Source organism: Rhodomicrobium vannielii ATCC 17100, assembly GCF_000166055.1.
Lineage (GTDB): Bacteria > Pseudomonadota > Alphaproteobacteria > Rhizobiales > Rhodomicrobiaceae > Rhodomicrobium > Rhodomicrobium vannielii.
Genome location: NC_014664.1, coordinates 2,904,230 through 2,919,309 on the forward strand (window position 1 = coordinate 2,904,230; position 15,080 = coordinate 2,919,309).

Sequence of the window (15,080 nt, forward strand, 5' to 3'; positions counted from 1 at the left end):
CTGCTTCTTAAGGCTTCAAAGACAAGTTGCGCGATACATTTGCGAAATTTGGGTATAATCGTCCCGAGGGCTTGCCGTGCTTCTGGCGGACTTTCATTGGGCAAAGCGGTCAACAAGGTTGCCTCATGGCGTTAAATCGTTTGAGCGAAGAGACTAGTCCCTACCTTCAGCAGCACAAACACAATCCGGTCGAATGGTGGCCCTGGTGCCAGGAAGCCTTCGAGGAAGCGCAACGGCTCGACAAGCCCGTGCTGCTCTCGGTCGGCTACGCCGCGTGCCACTGGTGCCACGTCATGGCGCATGAGAGCTTCGAGAAAGAGGATACCGCTGAGTTGATGAACCGCCTGTTCATCAACATCAAGGTGGACCGCGAAGAGCGCCCGGACGTCGACACCCTCTATATGACCGCGCTTCAGGAGCTGGGGGAACAGGGCGGATGGCCGCTCACGATGTTTCTCACGCCCGACGGCATGCCCTTCTTCGGCGGCACATACTTCCCCGACAAGTCGCGCTTCGGCAAGCCCTCCTTCAAGGACGTGCTCGTGAACGTCGCCCGCGTCTACGCGCAGGAGAAGGAGACCATCGCGCAGAACACCGCCTACCTGAAGCAGCGGCTCACGCCCCGGCTGAACTACGGCGCCGCGCCCGAATTCTCGGAGGAGCAGCTTGCCGCCATCGCGGCCAAGTTCATCGGCGCGATCGACCCGACGAATGGCGGCCTTCGCGGTGCGCCCAAATTCCCGAACACGACGATCTTTCAGTTCCTGTGGCGCGCGGGCCTTCGCTACAATCTGAAGACCTGCATCGAGGAAGTGAAGAACACGCTCCTGCACATCTGTCAGGGCGGCATCTACGACCACCTCGGCGGCGGCTTCTCGCGCTACACCGTGGATGAACGCTGGCTCGTGCCGCACTTCGAGAAGATGCTCTACGACAACGCGCTGCTGATCGAGTTCATGACCGAGGTCTGGAAGGAAACGCAATCGGACCGCCTCAAGACGCGCGTGGCCGAAACCATCGGCTGGCTCAAGCGCGACATGATCGTTCCCGGCGGCGCTTTCGCCGCGTCCTATGACGCGGACTCCGAGGGCGAGGAAGGCAAGTTCTACGTCTGGACCGCGCGGGAGATCACCGACATCCTCGGCCATGGCGAAGAGGCCGCAATCTTCGCGCAGACCTACGACGTCACCGAAGGCGGCAACTGGGAAGGCAAGACCATCCTGAACCGTCTGAAGGCGCTGGCGCTGCTCAACGGCGGCGAAGAGCGCGCGATGGACGAATGCCGCGCGAAGCTGTTCGCCGAGCGCGAGCGTCGCGTGAAGCCCGGCTGGGATGACAAGGTGCTCGCGGACTGGAACGGCCTGGCGATCCGCGCGCTGGCCCGCGCGGGCGACGCCTTCGCCCAACCCGACTGGATCGTGCTCGCTGCGGATGCCTACGGCTTCGTGAAAAGCCGCATGATCGAGAACGGCCGCCTGTTCCACTCCTGGCGCGACGGTAAGCTGAAAGGCCCTGCCACAGCCGCCGACTATGCCAACATCATTTCCGCCGCTCTCGTCCTTCATCAGGTGACGGGCGAGCCGCGCTATCTCGACGACGCGGTGGAATGGACCGCCATCATGAACCGCCACTACGATGCGGAACAGGGCGGCTATTATTTCGCGGCGGACGACACGAGCGACCTCATCCTGCGCCCGCTTTCCGCGAGCGACGACGCCGTTCCGAACGCGAACGCGACCATGCTTCAGAACCTCGCGGACCTCTACACGCTGACCGGCGATGCCGCCTACCTGAAGCGCGCGGACGGACTGTTGACCGCGTTCCAGGGCGCGGCGCAGACGATGGCCATCGGATACACCGGCCTGCTTTCCGGAGCGCTCACGCTGATCTCGCCGCAGTCCATTGCCATCGCGGGCGACCGCGCCGGCCCCGACGCAGCCGCATGGCGCAGGGCTCTCGCCGAAGTATCGCTGCCGGGCGCAACCGTGCAGTGGGTGAACCCGGACGAAAACCTCCCCGCTTCCTCGCCCGCCTTCGGCAAGAAAGCCATCGACGGCAAGACGACCGCCTACATCTGTTTCGGTCCGCGCTGCTCGGAGCCGATCACAGACCCGGCGATCCTGAAGGACAGGTTGAAGGAAGATCGGGCCGTTTCGGTGCAGGTGGCCGCATCGCCCGTTTAGCGACGCGCGCTAACCCGGCGCGTCTCTAGCGGAGGAGACGCGTCTCACAATGCAGGCACCGGGATGGGTCGTAGGATCGGCGCACCCAAACCGACATCTGCGTCCCCAGTTCATGCACGATCTCTGGCTCGACCTTAGCCTTGGCGGTGGCCTATCGCCGCATCGAAGTGGCGGGCCTGCGTCCCTCCGAGTTTCACACACAGATTGTCAAAGCCCGACACGCTTCACCCGCTGGGGCGTCGAGCCGATGTTTCCGCCATGCGGAGCTGGCGACGATGGCCCCGGGCAAGCTCTTCGCTGCACAATGCGGAGGCGCATACGAATTGCCTTCAGGTGCGTACGCTGGCATACTAGCTACTTGCTTTATGTCGTTCAGGATATTGAAGCCTCGACACGATTGCGCCCTGTCGCGGCTCATTTTTCCATCATTTATTTTAGGCGCGCTCATTCAACTTTTCTGCGCACTCGTAACTCTTGTGCACAAACCTCTTTGGGAATTCGTCATGTCGCGTGGCATAGCCACAATTCTATCGGACCTGTTCAATCAGATTGCCGTTTCGGTTTTCATCATTTCCGGTAGCGGAGCCCTCCTTTTCGCCAATCGGTCGGGCAACGCCATGATCGAGGAAGGTTGGCCCATTCGTCTCGTCAACGGCGCGCTCACGGGGGTCGACACCTCGGGCTCAGAAGCGCTGAAGAAAGCCCTCGACAAGAGGCTTGCCGACGGCGCGGGGGATCAAGCCATCTGCCTTGCTATCGCGGGACAAGGGAGGCCGAGCGCGGTTGGCTATCTGAGGGCCATCCCAAGCGGCGATACAGCGGCTTCGATGTTGCTTGTAACCCAGACCGGTAGAACGACCGCCTACGGGCTCGAAGGTCTGGCGAGCGCATATAAACTCAGCAAGGCCGAAACGCGCATCCTCAAACATCTCGTGGAAGGTAAGCATCCGGTGAGGGCCGCAGCGTGAGCGCTTGCGGTTGATGACTACGCCGCCAGTTGCAAGCCGGGCTGCTTCCATTCCCAGGGCAGCAGCTCATGGAGTCGGCTTTGCGGCTGGCCTGCGATGCGGGCGAGCACATCGGCCAGCCAAGCCATCGGATCGATGCCGTTGAGTTTGGCCGTCATGATCATCGTCATCATAAAGGCGGCCCGGTCGGCGCCGCGATCTGAACCGGCGAAGAGCCACGACTTTCTTCCGAGCGCAAAACCTCTCAGCGCTCGTTCGGCCGAGTTGTTGCTCAGGCAGATGCGGCCGTCGCCAAGGAAAGCGGCGAACCGATCCCAGCGCTTGAGCAGATAATCGATGGGCCTGGCGACGGAAGCCGAGCGCGACAATCGCGAGCGCTCCTCGCCAAGCGAGGTTTTCAGATCGGCCAGAAGCGGCGCGCTTTGCTTCTGGCGCACGCGCAGGCGCTCGCTGGCGGGAAGGCCGTTGATGGAGCGCTCGATGTCGAACAGCGCGTCGATGCGCTTGACCGCTTCCAGCGCAATCGGGGAGATGGCCGGCGCCTGTTTGCCGCGCTTCGCGTTGGCGGCGATGTCAGCCAGTTCGAAGAACTGGCGCCTGGCGTGCGCCCAGCACAGCGCCGAGACGATGGCGCCTTTTTCGCGCGCCGGATCGTAAAGCCCGTTATAGCCGCTATAGGCGTCGGCCTGCAAAATGCCGGCGAAGTCTCGAAGATGGCTCTCGGGATGCTCCTGCCTTCGGTCTCGCGAAGCGTAGTAAAGCGCGGCCGGCGGCGCGGTCCCGCCAAAAGGGCGATCGTCTCTGACATAGGTCCAGATGCGGCCGGTGACTGTCTTGCCTTTCGCCAGGATCGGCACCGTCGTGTCGTCGCCAAACAACCGTTCGGCCGAAAGAACATGGGCCTCGATCAGCGCCTGGAGCGGTTGCAGCGCCGCCATGCAGGACCCAACCTGATCGGCCAGCGTCGAGACGGAAAGTTCGACGCCTTCGCGCGCATACCGCTCGCTTTGCCGGTTGAGAGGCTGGTGCTGGCCGAACTTCTCGAACAAGATCATGGCCAAAAGGCCCGGCCCGGCAAAACCGCGCGGCGTTGCATGAAAGGGCGCCGGCGGTTGCGCGATCGCCTCGCAGCACCGGCAGGAGAACTTCTCGCGCACCGTTTGGATGACTTTCCAGCGGCGCGGAACAACCTCGAGCGTCTCGGTGACGTCCTCGCCGAGCTTCGACAGCTTCGTCGAGCCGCAAGACGGACAACATGTCGGCGCCGGGAGCACCACGCGCTCGCGCGGCAGATGCGCCGGGAAAGGCTTGCGCGATGGATGCTTGCGCGTAGAGGATGGCGTGCCTTGCGTCCGGGCTGTGGCTGTCTCGGCGAGAAGCTCGTCCTCGGCCGCGGCTGTCTCCAGCTCTTCGAGCTGAAGCTCCATCTGCTCCAGGAGCCGCGCCTTGTGCTCCGAGCGGCTACCGTAAAGCACCCGCCGCAGCTTCTCGATCTCGAGCCTCAGATGAGCGATCAGCGCGTCCGTGCTGGATGTCGCCGCGCGAGCGCGAGCCGCAACGGCCTCGGCGGAAAGGCGGGCGGCGCGCTCGGCGAGGATCATCGCATGCGCGGCGGCAAGGTCGGAAGGAAGAGCGTCAAGCGGCGTGGTCACCCGACAAGAGAATCATGGTTCGCCAACGTTTTCAAAGGCAAACCGTCAGCCAACCGAAGTCGGTCTCCAGGTTTTTTGCGGATTGCGCCAATCGATCCCGGAGAGCAGATAGCCAAGCTGCGCGGGCGAAATCGAGATCGCGCCGTCAGCCGGGCTCGGCCACAAGAACCGGCCTTTCTCCAGACGCTTCGTAAAAAGGCAGGCGCCCTGGCCGTCATGCCAGATCACCTTCAGAAGATCGCCCCGGCGGCCGCGAAAGCAAAACAGATGGCCGCTCAAAGGATCGCGCTGCAAAACCTCCTGGACCTGCAAGGACAGCGACGGGAAGCCCCTGCGCATATCGGTGTGACCCGTCGCCAGCCACACCCGCACGCCGGTCGGAACCGGGATCATGGTCTCCTCCCGTCGGCAATATCGAGAATGCGCTTCAACGCGCCCATGTCGGCGCCGGGGCCAACCCGCACGCGCCGCCCGTTCAAAAGCTCGATCTCGATGCGATTATCGGCGGCGGGCGCGTCACTGGCGCTGTGATCGTAGATCGTGTCGCGGCTCTTCCCTGGCGCCGTCAGAGAGACCGGCAGGAATGCCGGTGCGGGCTCTGGCTTCTCGTCGTTCTTGGCCAGCTTCCGCCAACGAAACAGAAGGCTTGGCTTGATCCCATGCCTGCGGGCGACCGCTGACACATTCACGCCGGGCTGCAAAGCCTCGGCGATGATCGCCTGCTTCTCGTCCTCGCTCCAGCGGCGCCGGGTATCAGCAACTACGGAATACCGGCGGGCAAAAGTATCTCCAGACATAGGCACGGGCATAGCTCCTGTCGCGACAAGCGTCACAGACAAGACCTGTCTCTTACACGCCCCGCAAGGCGGCCCTCAGCGGAGGCTTACCGTGGAAGCGCAGTCGCTGCCGGAAGTCGCGCAGCGCCTCAATCTGTCGCTTCCGACGGTGAAAAGCCACATGCGCCGCATCCTGACCAAAACCCAGTGCTCGCGTCAGGCGGATCTACTCCGCATCGTGGAAGGCGCGCGCGCGTATTTCCATCGTCCCCGCCGCGATGGCTGAAGCATAGGCGTGGCGGCCCCCGCCGGTGAGACGGCTTCGCTGCCCTCGTTCAGGCGCGGGGAAGCACGCCATCGACGAATGCGCGGATCAACGTATGCGCCATCGAAATACGGGGCGGGACGAACAGGCCATCCGGGTGCGTGAATGCCAGCATCGAAGCGAGTTCCGCCCGGTCGAACCAGCGCGCGTCGGTTAACTCCGTGCGGTCGATCGTAATCGCCTCGGTGAGCGCGTCGCCCCAGCAACCGATCATCAGCGAGTGCGGAAACGGCCAGGGCTGGCTCGCCACGTATTCGACGGCGCCGACGTCGATGCCGGACTCCTCTTTCACCTCGCGGCGAACGGCGTGCTCGATATCGTCGCCCGGTTCAACATAGCCCGCCAGCGTCGAATAAAATTTGTCTGGAAAGCGCAGCTCATGGCCGAGGAGCGCACGGTCGCCGCGCGTGATGAGCATGATGACGGCGGGGTCGGTGCGCGGCCATGTGCTCTGCCCGCAGCCCGCGCAGGTGCGGCACCAACCGCCCTCGATGATGTGCAACGGCCCGCCGCAGCGCGAGCAGCAACGATTATGGGCATGCCAGCCGAGCAGCGCGCGCGCCTCCGCGGCGATCAGCAATTCCGTTTCATGTGAAACAGTCTGAAGCGCGAGCGAGCGCAGATCGACCAGCGGATGCAGCGCCGCTTCCGCCCCCGCGAAGTCTCTGTGGTACGGCGGCACGTTGCAGGCGAACACCGCAGTGCCTGTCTCGTCCTCGCCCAGAAACGCGAAGTCGAGCGGTGCGGCGAGGGCTTGCACCTCCGGCACACTCAGCCAGCGAAGGACCGGCGGCGCGCGGTCGGGCGTGGGGTAAATGGGAACGCGGAGGTCGGGGAGGGCCAGCACCCTGGTGCCGGCGGCGTTGAACGCAGCGTCGATGAAAGCCGCATCGCGCCGCTTCTCCGCGCGGCGGTTGAGGCTCTTTTCAGAGGTAATCTTGGGCAATTGGAGAAGCGGCATCGCGTAACTTTAACGACTGAAACGACGGTCTTCAACGAAGAGACGCCGCTTCAGCCCGCAAAGCGCTCGCCTGCTCACAGCTTCCGCAGCGCCACCGTCTCGACGCGATGCGAGTCGCCCTTCGAGAGAATGAGGTTGGCGCGCTTCCTCGTGGGCAGAATATTTTTCTTCAGGTTCACGAGATTGATCGTGCGCCACAGCTTCAGCGCCTGCGCGATGGCCTGTTCCTGCGTGAGCTTCGAATAGCGGTAGAAATAGGCGTCCTTGTCGCGGAACGCCGTGCGGTAGAGGCGCAGGAAGCGCGTCACGTACCACTTCTCGATCACGGCCGGTTCGGCGTCGATGTAGATCGAGAAGTCCAGAAGGTCGGAGACGAACGGCACCGCGTCGCCGTGCTTCGGCAGCTTCGCGGGCTGAAGCACGTTCAGCCCTTCGATGATGAGAATGTCGGGGCGGTCGACGACGATCTTCTCACCCGGCAGGATGTCGTAGGAGAAGTGCGAATAGACCGGCGCTTCCACGCGCGCCTTGCCCGCCTTCACATCGGCGACGAATTGCAGAAGCCGCGCCTGATCGAAGCTTTCGGGGAAGCCCTTCTTGTGCATGATGCCGCGCCGCTCAAGCTCGGCGTTCGGCCAGAGGAACCCGTCCGTCGGCACGAGATCGACACGCGGATGGTTCGGCCAGCGCACAAGCAGCTCGCGCAACACGCGGGCCGAAGTGCTCTTGCCCACCGCGACGCTTCCCGCGACGCCGATGATGAACGGCATCTTCGCGTCGCCGTGATTGAAGAAGCGCGTCGTCGCGCCGTGCAGAAGCTGCGCCGCGCGCACGTAATAATTCACGAGCTTGGCGACGGGCAGATAGATGTCCGTCACCTCCTCCTGCGATATTTTCTCGATGAGGCCGGACAGGCGCACGAGGTCTGCCTCGGACAGCGTCAGGTGAACGCCGTCGCGCAGCTTCGCCCATTCGTCGCGCGAAAATGTGCGATAGGGAGAGAGCTGAAGGGCCTGGGGCAACTCGAACTCCAGCACGGGGCTCGACATGCTCATGACGGCGAGCCATCCTTCGGCCGCGACGCTTTTTCGGCGTGCCCGGATTGCGCCGTGCGGCTGTCGAGTTCTGCGAACACCGCCTCGATCGGGACGTTGCGCGCCTCCAGCAGAACCATCAGGTGATAAAGAAGGTCCGCGGCTTCGGCGCGCAGCTTGTCGTCGCTCTCGGCGACGCCGGCGATTACCGTTTCAACCGCTTCCTCGCCAAGCTTCTTGGCGCAAGCGGCCGCGCCCTTTTCGAGCAGCGATTTCGTGTATGACGCGGATGCGGTGGAGGCGCGCCGCGCTTTGATCGTCGCGGCCAATCGTGCGAGCGTATGTTCACTCATGCTTAAGCCCCTCGGGCCGCCGTCACCATCGCCGCAATCATCAATGAGCGGCTTTTCCGGATCAAGGCGAAATTAAATGCCGAACTTCACGAACTGCGGAAATGCGAAGTAGCGCTCGGCGGCCTTCGAAGAAAGATCCTAACCGGCCCGCCTTGGGAAAGATCCCGTGCTCTTTCTCTGACCGCTTTGTCAAGATCCACGACACTTATACACGCTGCTTAATAGTGGACGGGTAAACGCTATCGCCGCCGCATCATCGCAATGAGGGCGCTGGCGCTCCGATAGCCGACGCGATGCGCGGTGGATTCCGCTTTCGCGCCCTCGCTCAGGAGCGCGGCGGCGCTCATCGCGCGTAACCGCCGCCGCCACTCCGCGAAGGAAAGACCGGTTTCCGCCCGGAAGCGCCGCGTCAATGTGCGGCGGGAAAGACCGAAGCGGGTGGCCCAGTCGTCGATGTCGAGCGGGAGTGCGCAATTGTCGATCAGCGCTTCGCAGAGCGCGGCAAGCCGCCGATCCGTGGGGAGCGGTAATTCGAACTCTGCCTTCGCCGCGCGCGCTACCTCATGGATGACGAGCGTCGCCAGCGCGCCGCCCCGTCCGGCCTCGTCATAGAGAACCGGCTCTTCGAGAAGCGCCAGGATCGCCTCGCGCAGCAGGACCGGCACAGCGATGACCTTGCAGTGAGCCGGGATCGCCGCAGCTTCCTCCAAACGGATGTACGCGGTGCGCAGCGAGACGGGCACACGGAAATCGACGCAATGGACGGTATGCGGCGGAATCCAGAGCGCGTGACGCGGCGGCACGATCCACGCGCCCTGCGCCGTCTTCGCCAGCATGACACCATCGACTGCATGAAGCAGCTGTCCGCGCGGATGGAAATGCGCCTGCGTGCTGGCACCGGCCGGGTAGTCCTTCGCCATGACGGCGACCGCGCGCGGCACATATTGGTAGTCGGCGCGATCGGTGCTGCGATTTTGGCCCGCTTGAGACAGCTTTCGGCCCCCATGCGTTTTCAGGCCAGACTACGTTAGCGAAAAGCACGCAGCAAGAGATGGAATTCACTCGCACCATGACCGCACCAGACGACGCGCCGCACAGAACGCTTCTCTTTGTGAATATCGCGCACTCGCTCGATCACTTCGTCCTGCTCATCTTTCCCACCGCTGTCATCGCCATCGCTGCGGAACTCGGCCGCGACTACGGCGACCTGATCTGGCTCACGACGGGCGCTTTCGTCGCGTTCGGCCTGTTTGCGCTGCCGGTGGGCTGGCTCGCGGATCGCTTCGGGCGGCGCGCGCTGCTGACCACGTATTTCTTCGGGTATGGCGCAGCATGTCTCGCGGTGGCGGGCTCGACGAGTTTTCCGATGATCGCCGGCTCGCTCCTCATGCTCGGCATGTTCAGCGCGATCTATCATCCCATCGGCTCGGCGATGATCGTGGCGAACGCGACGAAGCTCGGCCGCGCGCTCGGCATCAACGGCGTGTGGGGTAACATGGGCGCGGCGCTCGCCTCCGGCGTCACGGCGGCGCTCGCGGCGACGTTCGGGTGGCGCGCGGCGTTCATTGTGCCCGGCGTGATCCTGATCGCGCTCGGCATCGCGTTTGTGGCGCTCGTTCGCGACGACACCATGACCGGCAAGAAGGGCAGCGCGAGCCACAGCCTCGTCATGAGCCGCCAGCGCCTGGTGTGGCTGCTGCTCGCCTTCATGACGGCGATCCTGGCGGGCGGCCTGACATTCAACATCGTGACCATCGCCATGCCGAAGGTGATCGACGAGCGGCTCGGCTTCCCGATCCCGCTGGCGCTGACGGGCTGGATCACGACGAGCATTTTCGTCTGCGGGGCGCTTACGCAGATCACCGTGGGGCGGCTCATCGACAAGCTGGAACTGCCTTTGCTTTTCGTGGCGATGTCGGCGTTGCAGGCGGGCGGACTGCTGCTCGCCGCGCTGACGACGGGCGTGCCGATGGCGGCGGGCCTCGTTCTGGCGACGGCGGCGATTTACGGGCAAGTGGTGTTGAATGACGCCATGGTGGGCCGCTACGTCGCCGACGAATTCCGCAACCGCTTCTACTCGGTGCGCTTCTTCGTCGGCTTCACGGTGGGCGGGCTCGCGGTGCCGCTCATAAGCATCCTGCGCGGGCATGGCGGATTTCAGGAGGTGCTGCTCGTCTCGGCTGCCGTGGCGACGGTCATCCTCATCTGCGCGCTGGCGACATGGGCGCTGGTGCATGGAAGAACGGAACCCGCGACGGCTCCAGCGGAATAAAGCCGGAACTGGCGGCATCGGCGACCGTTTCCCGTAAAGGACAAGTGGAGGAAACGATCATGCCAAGAGATAAGGCGGCGAACGCCGCAGGAGACAGGCTGCTTCCGGCCATCGCGCTGGGAGCGGCCTTGGCTGCGGCCATAAGTCTTCCGCTTCAGGCGCAGGTTAACCCGCCCAAGCCGAAAGCCGCGCCGGAGGACACGCTGTCGAGCGATCCCAACCGGGTGCCGGTGCCCCGGATGCGGCCGGGCGAAACGCTCACCGAGCATCTCGACCGCAACGACGGCGTCATCCGCCCGCAGGAACGCAACACGCCCAACATGTCGACGGTGATGCCGCCGGAGCCTCACCCGAACACGACGCCGGTCATTCCGCCGCCTGGCACACCGGGCGGAGACCCAACCGTTCGACCGAAATAGAAGGGGCGCGTGCTTCCCGTGAAAAGGGGCTCTATTTCTTGGGATTGACGGTGACTTGCGCCTGCGAAGCCGTTGCAGTCGTGTGTGCGGCATGGTAGCTCACCGCTGAAGGCGCGCCGCCCGTGGCCAGCCGCAAAGCGTAGACCTCAGACATTCCGGAGAATGAGCCAATGGCCGAGACCAATGGAACAAACGGCGGCACCGAACAGCCCGACCTGAGCGCGGGCCAGCCCCAAGTCAACGTCATCGGACAGTACATCAAGGATCTGTCCTTCGAGTGCCCGGACCCCACGCGCTTCTTTCGTGGCCCCGGCAACAACCCGAACCTGCAATTGAACTTCAACGTGCAGGTGAACAATGTTCAGGACGGCGTTTTTGAAGTTGGACTTTCGCTCGAAGGCGAAGCCAAAAGCGACGAGGGCGTGCTTTACAACATCGAGCTGCTCTACGCTGGCGCGTTCCATCTGAAGAACCTGCCGCAGGAAGCCATTCAGCCCGTTCTGTTCATCGAATGCCCGGCGCTTCTCTTCCCGTTCGTCCGCCGTCTGGTGGCCGACCTCACGCGCGAAGGCGGCTTCCCGCCGCTGCTGCTCGATCCGATCGATTTTGCCGGTCTCTATCGCCGTCGCGCCGCTGAAGGCCAGCAGCCGACGATCAGCTAGTTTCCGAATGGACGCTGCCGGAGGTTCGCTTCCCGTGCAACGCTAGACGCCAAGCATCGCACTCCTACAAGGTGCGGTGCTTTTTTATTGAGCGCGCGCGCATCGCAGCCGAGGCGACTCCGGCTCGACAGCCTGAAGCCACCGCCACGCACCGCTTTCGCCTGCGGCGAAGCGGTTTGCCATGTGGCATGCGATCCACCGGCGGATCGCCGACTTTTCGGGTGCACTCACCGCGAGCGCTAGCGGCATCAAGGATTTGCGGGCCCGTCAACCTGGATGCGCATCATCTCCGACGACATCCAGGACAGCATGACGGCCAAGGCATCGGTCGGTAGCATGCCCTCGCAAAGCGCAGCCTCGAATGCATTCGTCAGTTGAGATTGAAGCATGTCCGAGACGTGCTCTGCGATCAGCGGTTGAGGATTTCCCGGGAAGAGGGCATCCACGTCCCTCGGTGTCGCTCTCAGCTCGTTACGTAAGGACATCATGCCTATTCCTGTTTTCTCTTCTGTCGTAATACTCGTCATGATCCGACGTCACGCCTGCCAACGATGGTGGCCCTTGCGAAAATCCTGATCACATTTCGTCTCCGCCTCGACCAATGCCTTCGCGAGTTCGCTGAGACCTGCACCTTCGGCTTCGCGGGTGAGATACCGCAGAGCCGCCAGTATACCGTCAATATCTTGCTTCTGCTTTTCCGAGAAAAAGCCATCTTCGACTGCGTTGCTAGGCAGCGTGCCGCATTTTTGTTTGTTCGCCATGATGGAGGACGTTCTCATAGATACCCGTTTTCTCCCGGACTTTCTTCAGGACCGCCCTCGATACTGTCAGCGAACCTGCTATTATTTTATAGCCTTCTTCACTTCTCGAAACGTCTCCCAACCATTCGACGTCCCAGCCGTTGCGCATGAAGATATTGCGGCAGTAGGCGGGGTACATGACGCCGACGATGCGCGTTATGCCCTGCGCGAGTCCGAACTCCAGATATCCGATGATGAGTTCCTGAACGATCCGCTTGCGTTTCTCGATCGGCAACTTCTCATCGACGCAGAAACGGCTCCCCTCCCAGACTTCCGTCGTTTTCGGGATGGCGATGTTGGTGACGAGGTGAGGGAAAATTTCCTGCAACATGTACGGGCGATCGGTCGGGTAAAGGCGCGACGATCCACGCGCTCTTCCAGCCTCGTCCCGCCAGACCAGATACCAAGCAGCCGGATTGTCGTACTGGTCATATTCCATGTTACGGACGGTGGGCACCTTCCAGCGCTGCCTCTGCACAATGCATTCGTGCCGAAGCCTGTGCTGCTCGTAGATCGGATTGCCGGTAAACAGGTGGCTGGTACTGATCGAAACGCAGTCAATCATCAACGCCCTCGCTACGCGTGAACAACGAGGGGCATTAAGCGTGAAAGCGTCGACGCTCCGCAGCTAGCAACCTTGACAGGTTCCGGCGGGAATCAGCCGATGAAGGAGGGGAGGATCAGGCCGTGACGGATGGCCTTGACGGTCGCAAGTGTGCGCTCGTTAGCGTTTAACTTCTTGAAAACATTATTCATATGAAAACGAACGGTCGAGTGGGACACGCCAAGAATTTCGGCGATGACGGAGTCGCTCTTTCCCTCCGCCGCCCAGGACATGATCTCCTTTTCGCGCTCGGTGAGATAAACCTCGGCCAGATTTTCCGTCAACGGAGTCTCGATCTTTTCCAGCTCCGTAAAGGCGAGGTGAAATTGAATGGCAAGCGCTTGCACCTTGTGGAGAAGCGTTCGGTCGGGGCTGACGCCGCCGTGGCTGCTTGCAATCCCGAAGCCCGCCAGTTCGCCGTTGACGCCGCAAACCGGCACGGCAATCCCATCGCAGAGACGCGCTTCTTCCGCCTCGTGCATGACCTTCATCTGATCGGGATGCCACTTGCGCTGAGCAACCACCGACGCCCAGGTGAACGGCCTGCTCGCGGAGATGCCGTATTGCGGGACGGGATCTTTCTTCTCGTACTGATTGAGCCGGTAATGCTCCATCCAATCGTCCGGGTAATTGCAGACGAGTCCGTGACCTGCGTTCAGTCCCAAGGATGGATGGTCGGTGATCAGGCTATAGCAATAGCGATCGTATCCGAAGACGGCGAGGGCTTTCCCAAAAAGCGCGGAAACTTCCTTGCTCGACTTCGCCGCGTTGGCGTCTTCGATGAATCGCTCGATCGCAAACCTATCCATAACCACATGCGCGCCGAATCGAGGGAGGTCAGTGCATGCATCTACGCTAACACGCGCCGACTCACTCTGTGTAGCCAAAACATCACGGCTGCCGCAGACCCCGACAGAACACGTCAAGAGTGTGTTAAGGCTGCGACTTGAGGCCGTTCTTCAATATTAAGTAGTTGATATTGTTAAATGGATCACCGTAGACATCGAATTTTGGGCCATCGGCGAGGGCTTTCAGCTCAGGACGGCATCGGAATTGCAGTCCCTTTCTTGCGAAAAGCGTCAAATAACCGCGCAGATCCGCGGTAGCGGCCACATTGCCAACGATCAATTTTCCACCGCCAGCCAATTGATTTTTAAGGATACCGAGAAGGCGGCGCGCCCGCTCGTCGGACATCAGCGTAAACATCAAGGGCGCGTAGATCAGATCGAAACTGCCTCTGTCGCGAAACGAACTTTCAACCTCGCCTAACGAAGCGTTAATAATCGTGAGTTGTTTCTGATATTTATGGCCGAGGAACGCGCAGACGGCTTCGTCCTGTTCCAACACCGTGAACTCGACGCGAGACAAATCAAACGGTCCGTCTTCCAGTTCGCGGAGATGTCCGGCACCCAGCGCCAGAATACGGGGCCTCGCGCGGCGCGTGCGAACATCCTCGATATAGGCGCGCGTCAACGTTTTCAGCAGCCGCACCGAAAGCGCGAAAGTGCTCGCCGTAAGGTGGTCGAAAATCATCGCAGCGGGCTTCGGCGTGCCGAGCGGCATCAAGCCGCCATTGAGGAAGTCAAGTGAGACGGCATAGCCGCCGGGCTTCGCGGAGGCGTAGCTCGTGAAGGGCTCGTCCTGGCAATGCCGATAAATCCGGTGCGAACGCGCCGCGAGACGAAGGCGGCTCAGACATCGCAATCTCCTTGCGTGGTCGTAAACTTCGGAAAGCTCACGCTCCAGCAGTTCGAATGCGTGCCGCCCGTCGCCCTCATCGAGAAGGTCAGCCGAATGATCGAGTATGCCCTGCGCGAGAAACAGCAAGCTGTCCGGGGTGAACGTCCCCAGACGATGCTTGAGCCCTTGCACCGATGTATCCACCGTAAGTGACGGGCTTTTCCCGATTCTTTGCATACAATCTTCCGTCTCGCCATGGGCGAGAAGTCGCCCGCTCCACAAGGGAAACTGGCAATCTAGAGAGGAAGACCCTTAATTGCAGGATACAAATGCATCCCAAAACAATTGAAAGTCGCTTTCACTTGGGACAAAAGAGAACGGCCTTCTTTGG

18 protein-coding genes are annotated in these 15,080 nt (G+C 62.1%); 6 read left to right on the forward strand and 12 right to left on the reverse strand.

Annotation, left to right across the window (positions count from 1 at the left end):
* Window positions 1-125: 125 nt before the first annotated feature.
* Window positions 126-2,183: a thioredoxin domain-containing protein gene (locus RVAN_RS13450; protein ID WP_013420259.1), complete on the forward strand. Its 2,058-nt coding sequence runs from the start codon at window positions 126-128 to the stop codon at window positions 2,181-2,183.
* Window positions 2,184-2,458: 275 nt separating this feature from the next.
* Window positions 2,459-3,151 carry a hypothetical protein gene (locus RVAN_RS13455; protein ID WP_155942458.1) on the forward strand — a complete coding sequence of 231 codons (693 nt, stop codon included), beginning with the start codon at window positions 2,459-2,461 and terminating at the stop codon, window positions 3,149-3,151.
* A gap of 17 nt (window positions 3,152-3,168) precedes the next feature.
* Here the strand turns inward: RVAN_RS13455 and tnpC are convergent, their stop codons facing one another.
* The 3 genes from tnpC to tnpA form a co-directional block, all read right to left on the reverse strand.
* The gene (tnpC, locus tag RVAN_RS13460) at window positions 3,169-4,752 is read right to left on the reverse strand and encodes an IS66 family transposase (RefSeq protein WP_013418084.1); all 1,584 of its coding nucleotides are present in this window, start codon (window positions 4,750-4,752) and stop codon (window positions 3,169-3,171) included.
* A 96-nt stretch (window positions 4,753-4,848) separates the two neighbouring features.
* Window positions 4,849-5,196, reverse strand: a complete 348-nt coding sequence (gene tnpB, locus RVAN_RS13465; protein ID WP_013419097.1) for an IS66 family insertion sequence element accessory protein TnpB — start codon at window positions 5,194-5,196, stop codon at window positions 4,849-4,851.
* Window positions 5,193-5,600 carry an IS66-like element accessory protein TnpA gene (gene tnpA / locus RVAN_RS21035; RefSeq protein WP_041787200.1) on the reverse strand — a complete coding sequence of 136 codons (408 nt, stop codon included), beginning with the start codon at window positions 5,598-5,600 and terminating at the stop codon, window positions 5,193-5,195. The genes tnpB and tnpA overlap by 4 nt, the downstream gene beginning before the upstream one ends.
* A 91-nt stretch (window positions 5,601-5,691) precedes the next feature.
* On the opposite strand from tnpA, the gene RVAN_RS20525 reads away from it, so the two are divergent.
* Complete coding sequence (locus RVAN_RS20525) at window positions 5,692-5,865, forward strand: LuxR C-terminal-related transcriptional regulator (protein WP_169309554.1); 174 nt, start codon at window positions 5,692-5,694, stop codon at window positions 5,863-5,865.
* Between the two features lie 49 nt (window positions 5,866-5,914).
* Here the strand turns inward: RVAN_RS20525 and nudC are convergent, their stop codons facing one another.
* From nudC to RVAN_RS13490, 4 genes are all read right to left on the reverse strand, one after another.
* Window positions 5,915-6,865 carry an NAD(+) diphosphatase gene (gene nudC / locus RVAN_RS13475; RefSeq protein ID WP_013420260.1) on the reverse strand — a complete coding sequence of 317 codons (951 nt, stop codon included), beginning with the start codon at window positions 6,863-6,865 and terminating at the stop codon, window positions 5,915-5,917.
* Between the two features lie 74 nt (window positions 6,866-6,939).
* The gene (gene coaA, locus RVAN_RS13480; protein ID WP_013420261.1) at window positions 6,940-7,920 is read right to left on the reverse strand and encodes a type I pantothenate kinase; all 981 of its coding nucleotides are present in this window, start codon (window positions 7,918-7,920) and stop codon (window positions 6,940-6,942) included.
* Window positions 7,917-8,252 (reverse strand): phosphoribosyl-ATP diphosphatase, encoded by a 336-nt coding sequence (locus tag RVAN_RS13485; RefSeq protein WP_013420262.1) that lies wholly within the window; start codon window positions 8,250-8,252, stop codon window positions 7,917-7,919. The genes coaA and RVAN_RS13485 overlap by 4 nt, the downstream gene beginning before the upstream one ends.
* A gap of 239 nt (window positions 8,253-8,491) precedes the next feature.
* Window positions 8,492-9,172: an AraC family transcriptional regulator gene (locus RVAN_RS13490; protein WP_081449571.1), complete on the reverse strand. Its 681-nt coding sequence runs from the start codon at window positions 9,170-9,172 to the stop codon at window positions 8,492-8,494.
* A gap of 149 nt (window positions 9,173-9,321) precedes the next feature.
* Between RVAN_RS13490 and RVAN_RS13495 the strand changes: the two genes are divergently transcribed.
* From RVAN_RS13495 to secB, 3 genes are all read left to right on the forward strand, one after another.
* Entirely contained in the window at window positions 9,322-10,524 is a 1,203-nt protein-coding gene (locus RVAN_RS13495) for an MFS transporter (RefSeq protein WP_049779424.1), read from the forward strand.
* A gap of 59 nt (window positions 10,525-10,583) precedes the next feature.
* Entirely contained in the window at window positions 10,584-10,943 is a 360-nt protein-coding gene (locus RVAN_RS13500) for a hypothetical protein (RefSeq protein ID WP_013420265.1), read from the forward strand.
* A 170-nt stretch (window positions 10,944-11,113) separates the two neighbouring features.
* Window positions 11,114-11,605: a protein-export chaperone SecB gene (secB, locus tag RVAN_RS13505; RefSeq protein ID WP_013420266.1), complete on the forward strand. Its 492-nt coding sequence runs from the start codon at window positions 11,114-11,116 to the stop codon at window positions 11,603-11,605.
* Window positions 11,606-11,853: 248 nt separating this feature from the next.
* On the opposite strand, the gene RVAN_RS13510 is transcribed toward secB, so the two are convergent.
* The 5 genes from RVAN_RS13510 to RVAN_RS13530 all read right to left on the reverse strand — a co-directional run bounded on the left by RVAN_RS13510 (window position 11,854) and on the right by RVAN_RS13530 (window position 14,881).
* The gene (locus RVAN_RS13510; protein ID WP_041787631.1) at window positions 11,854-12,132 is read right to left on the reverse strand and encodes a hypothetical protein; all 279 of its coding nucleotides are present in this window, start codon (window positions 12,130-12,132) and stop codon (window positions 11,854-11,856) included.
* 9 nt (window positions 12,133-12,141) lie between these two features.
* Window positions 12,142-12,366, reverse strand: coding sequence for a hypothetical protein (locus RVAN_RS13515; protein ID WP_013420268.1), 225 nt, complete (start codon window positions 12,364-12,366; stop codon window positions 12,142-12,144).
* The gene (locus tag RVAN_RS13520; protein WP_013420269.1) at window positions 12,332-12,970 is read right to left on the reverse strand and encodes an acyl-homoserine-lactone synthase; all 639 of its coding nucleotides are present in this window, start codon (window positions 12,968-12,970) and stop codon (window positions 12,332-12,334) included. The genes RVAN_RS13515 and RVAN_RS13520 overlap by 35 nt, the downstream gene beginning before the upstream one ends.
* 92 nt (window positions 12,971-13,062) lie before the next feature.
* Window positions 13,063-13,935, reverse strand: a complete 873-nt coding sequence (locus RVAN_RS13525) for a helix-turn-helix transcriptional regulator (RefSeq protein ID WP_155942460.1) — start codon at window positions 13,933-13,935, stop codon at window positions 13,063-13,065.
* A 7-nt stretch (window positions 13,936-13,942) separates the two neighbouring features.
* Complete coding sequence (locus RVAN_RS13530; RefSeq protein ID WP_210160435.1) at window positions 13,943-14,881, reverse strand: hypothetical protein; 939 nt, start codon at window positions 14,879-14,881, stop codon at window positions 13,943-13,945.
* Window positions 14,882-15,080: the final 199 nt, after the last annotated feature.

Bases quoted from the DNA above. Each gene is read 5' to 3' on its own strand.
- RVAN_RS13450 (WP_013420259.1), top strand. From the start codon at position 126: ATGGCGTTAAATCGTTTGAGCGAAGAGACTAGTCCCTACCTTCAGCAG.
- RVAN_RS13455 (WP_155942458.1), top strand. From the start codon at position 2,459: ATGGCCCCGGGCAAGCTCTTCGCTGCACAATGCGGAGGCGCATACGAA.
- tnpC (WP_013418084.1), bottom strand. From the start codon at position 4,752: ATGATCCTCGCCGAGCGCGCCGCCCGCCTTTCCGCCGAGGCCGTTGCG.
- tnpB (WP_013419097.1), bottom strand. From the start codon at position 5,196: ATGATCCCGGTTCCGACCGGCGTGCGGGTGTGGCTGGCGACGGGTCAC.
- tnpA (WP_041787200.1), bottom strand. From the start codon at position 5,600: ATGTCTGGAGATACTTTTGCCCGCCGGTATTCCGTAGTTGCTGATACC.
- nudC (WP_013420260.1), bottom strand. From the start codon at position 6,865: ATGCCGCTTCTCCAATTGCCCAAGATTACCTCTGAAAAGAGCCTCAAC.
- coaA (WP_013420261.1), bottom strand. From the start codon at position 7,920: ATGAGCATGTCGAGCCCCGTGCTGGAGTTCGAGTTGCCCCAGGCCCTT.
- RVAN_RS13485 (WP_013420262.1), bottom strand. From the start codon at position 8,252: ATGAGTGAACATACGCTCGCACGATTGGCCGCGACGATCAAAGCGCGG.
- RVAN_RS13490 (WP_081449571.1), bottom strand. From the start codon at position 9,172: ATGGCGAAGGACTACCCGGCCGGTGCCAGCACGCAGGCGCATTTCCAT.
- RVAN_RS13495 (WP_049779424.1), top strand. From the start codon at position 9,322: ATGACCGCACCAGACGACGCGCCGCACAGAACGCTTCTCTTTGTGAAT.
- RVAN_RS13500 (WP_013420265.1), top strand. From the start codon at position 10,584: ATGCCAAGAGATAAGGCGGCGAACGCCGCAGGAGACAGGCTGCTTCCG.
- secB (WP_013420266.1), top strand. From the start codon at position 11,114: ATGGCCGAGACCAATGGAACAAACGGCGGCACCGAACAGCCCGACCTG.
- RVAN_RS13510 (WP_041787631.1), bottom strand. From the start codon at position 12,132: ATGACGAGTATTACGACAGAAGAGAAAACAGGAATAGGCATGATGTCC.
- RVAN_RS13515 (WP_013420268.1), bottom strand. From the start codon at position 12,366: ATGGCGAACAAACAAAAATGCGGCACGCTGCCTAGCAACGCAGTCGAA.
- RVAN_RS13520 (WP_013420269.1), bottom strand. From the start codon at position 12,970: ATGATTGACTGCGTTTCGATCAGTACCAGCCACCTGTTTACCGGCAAT.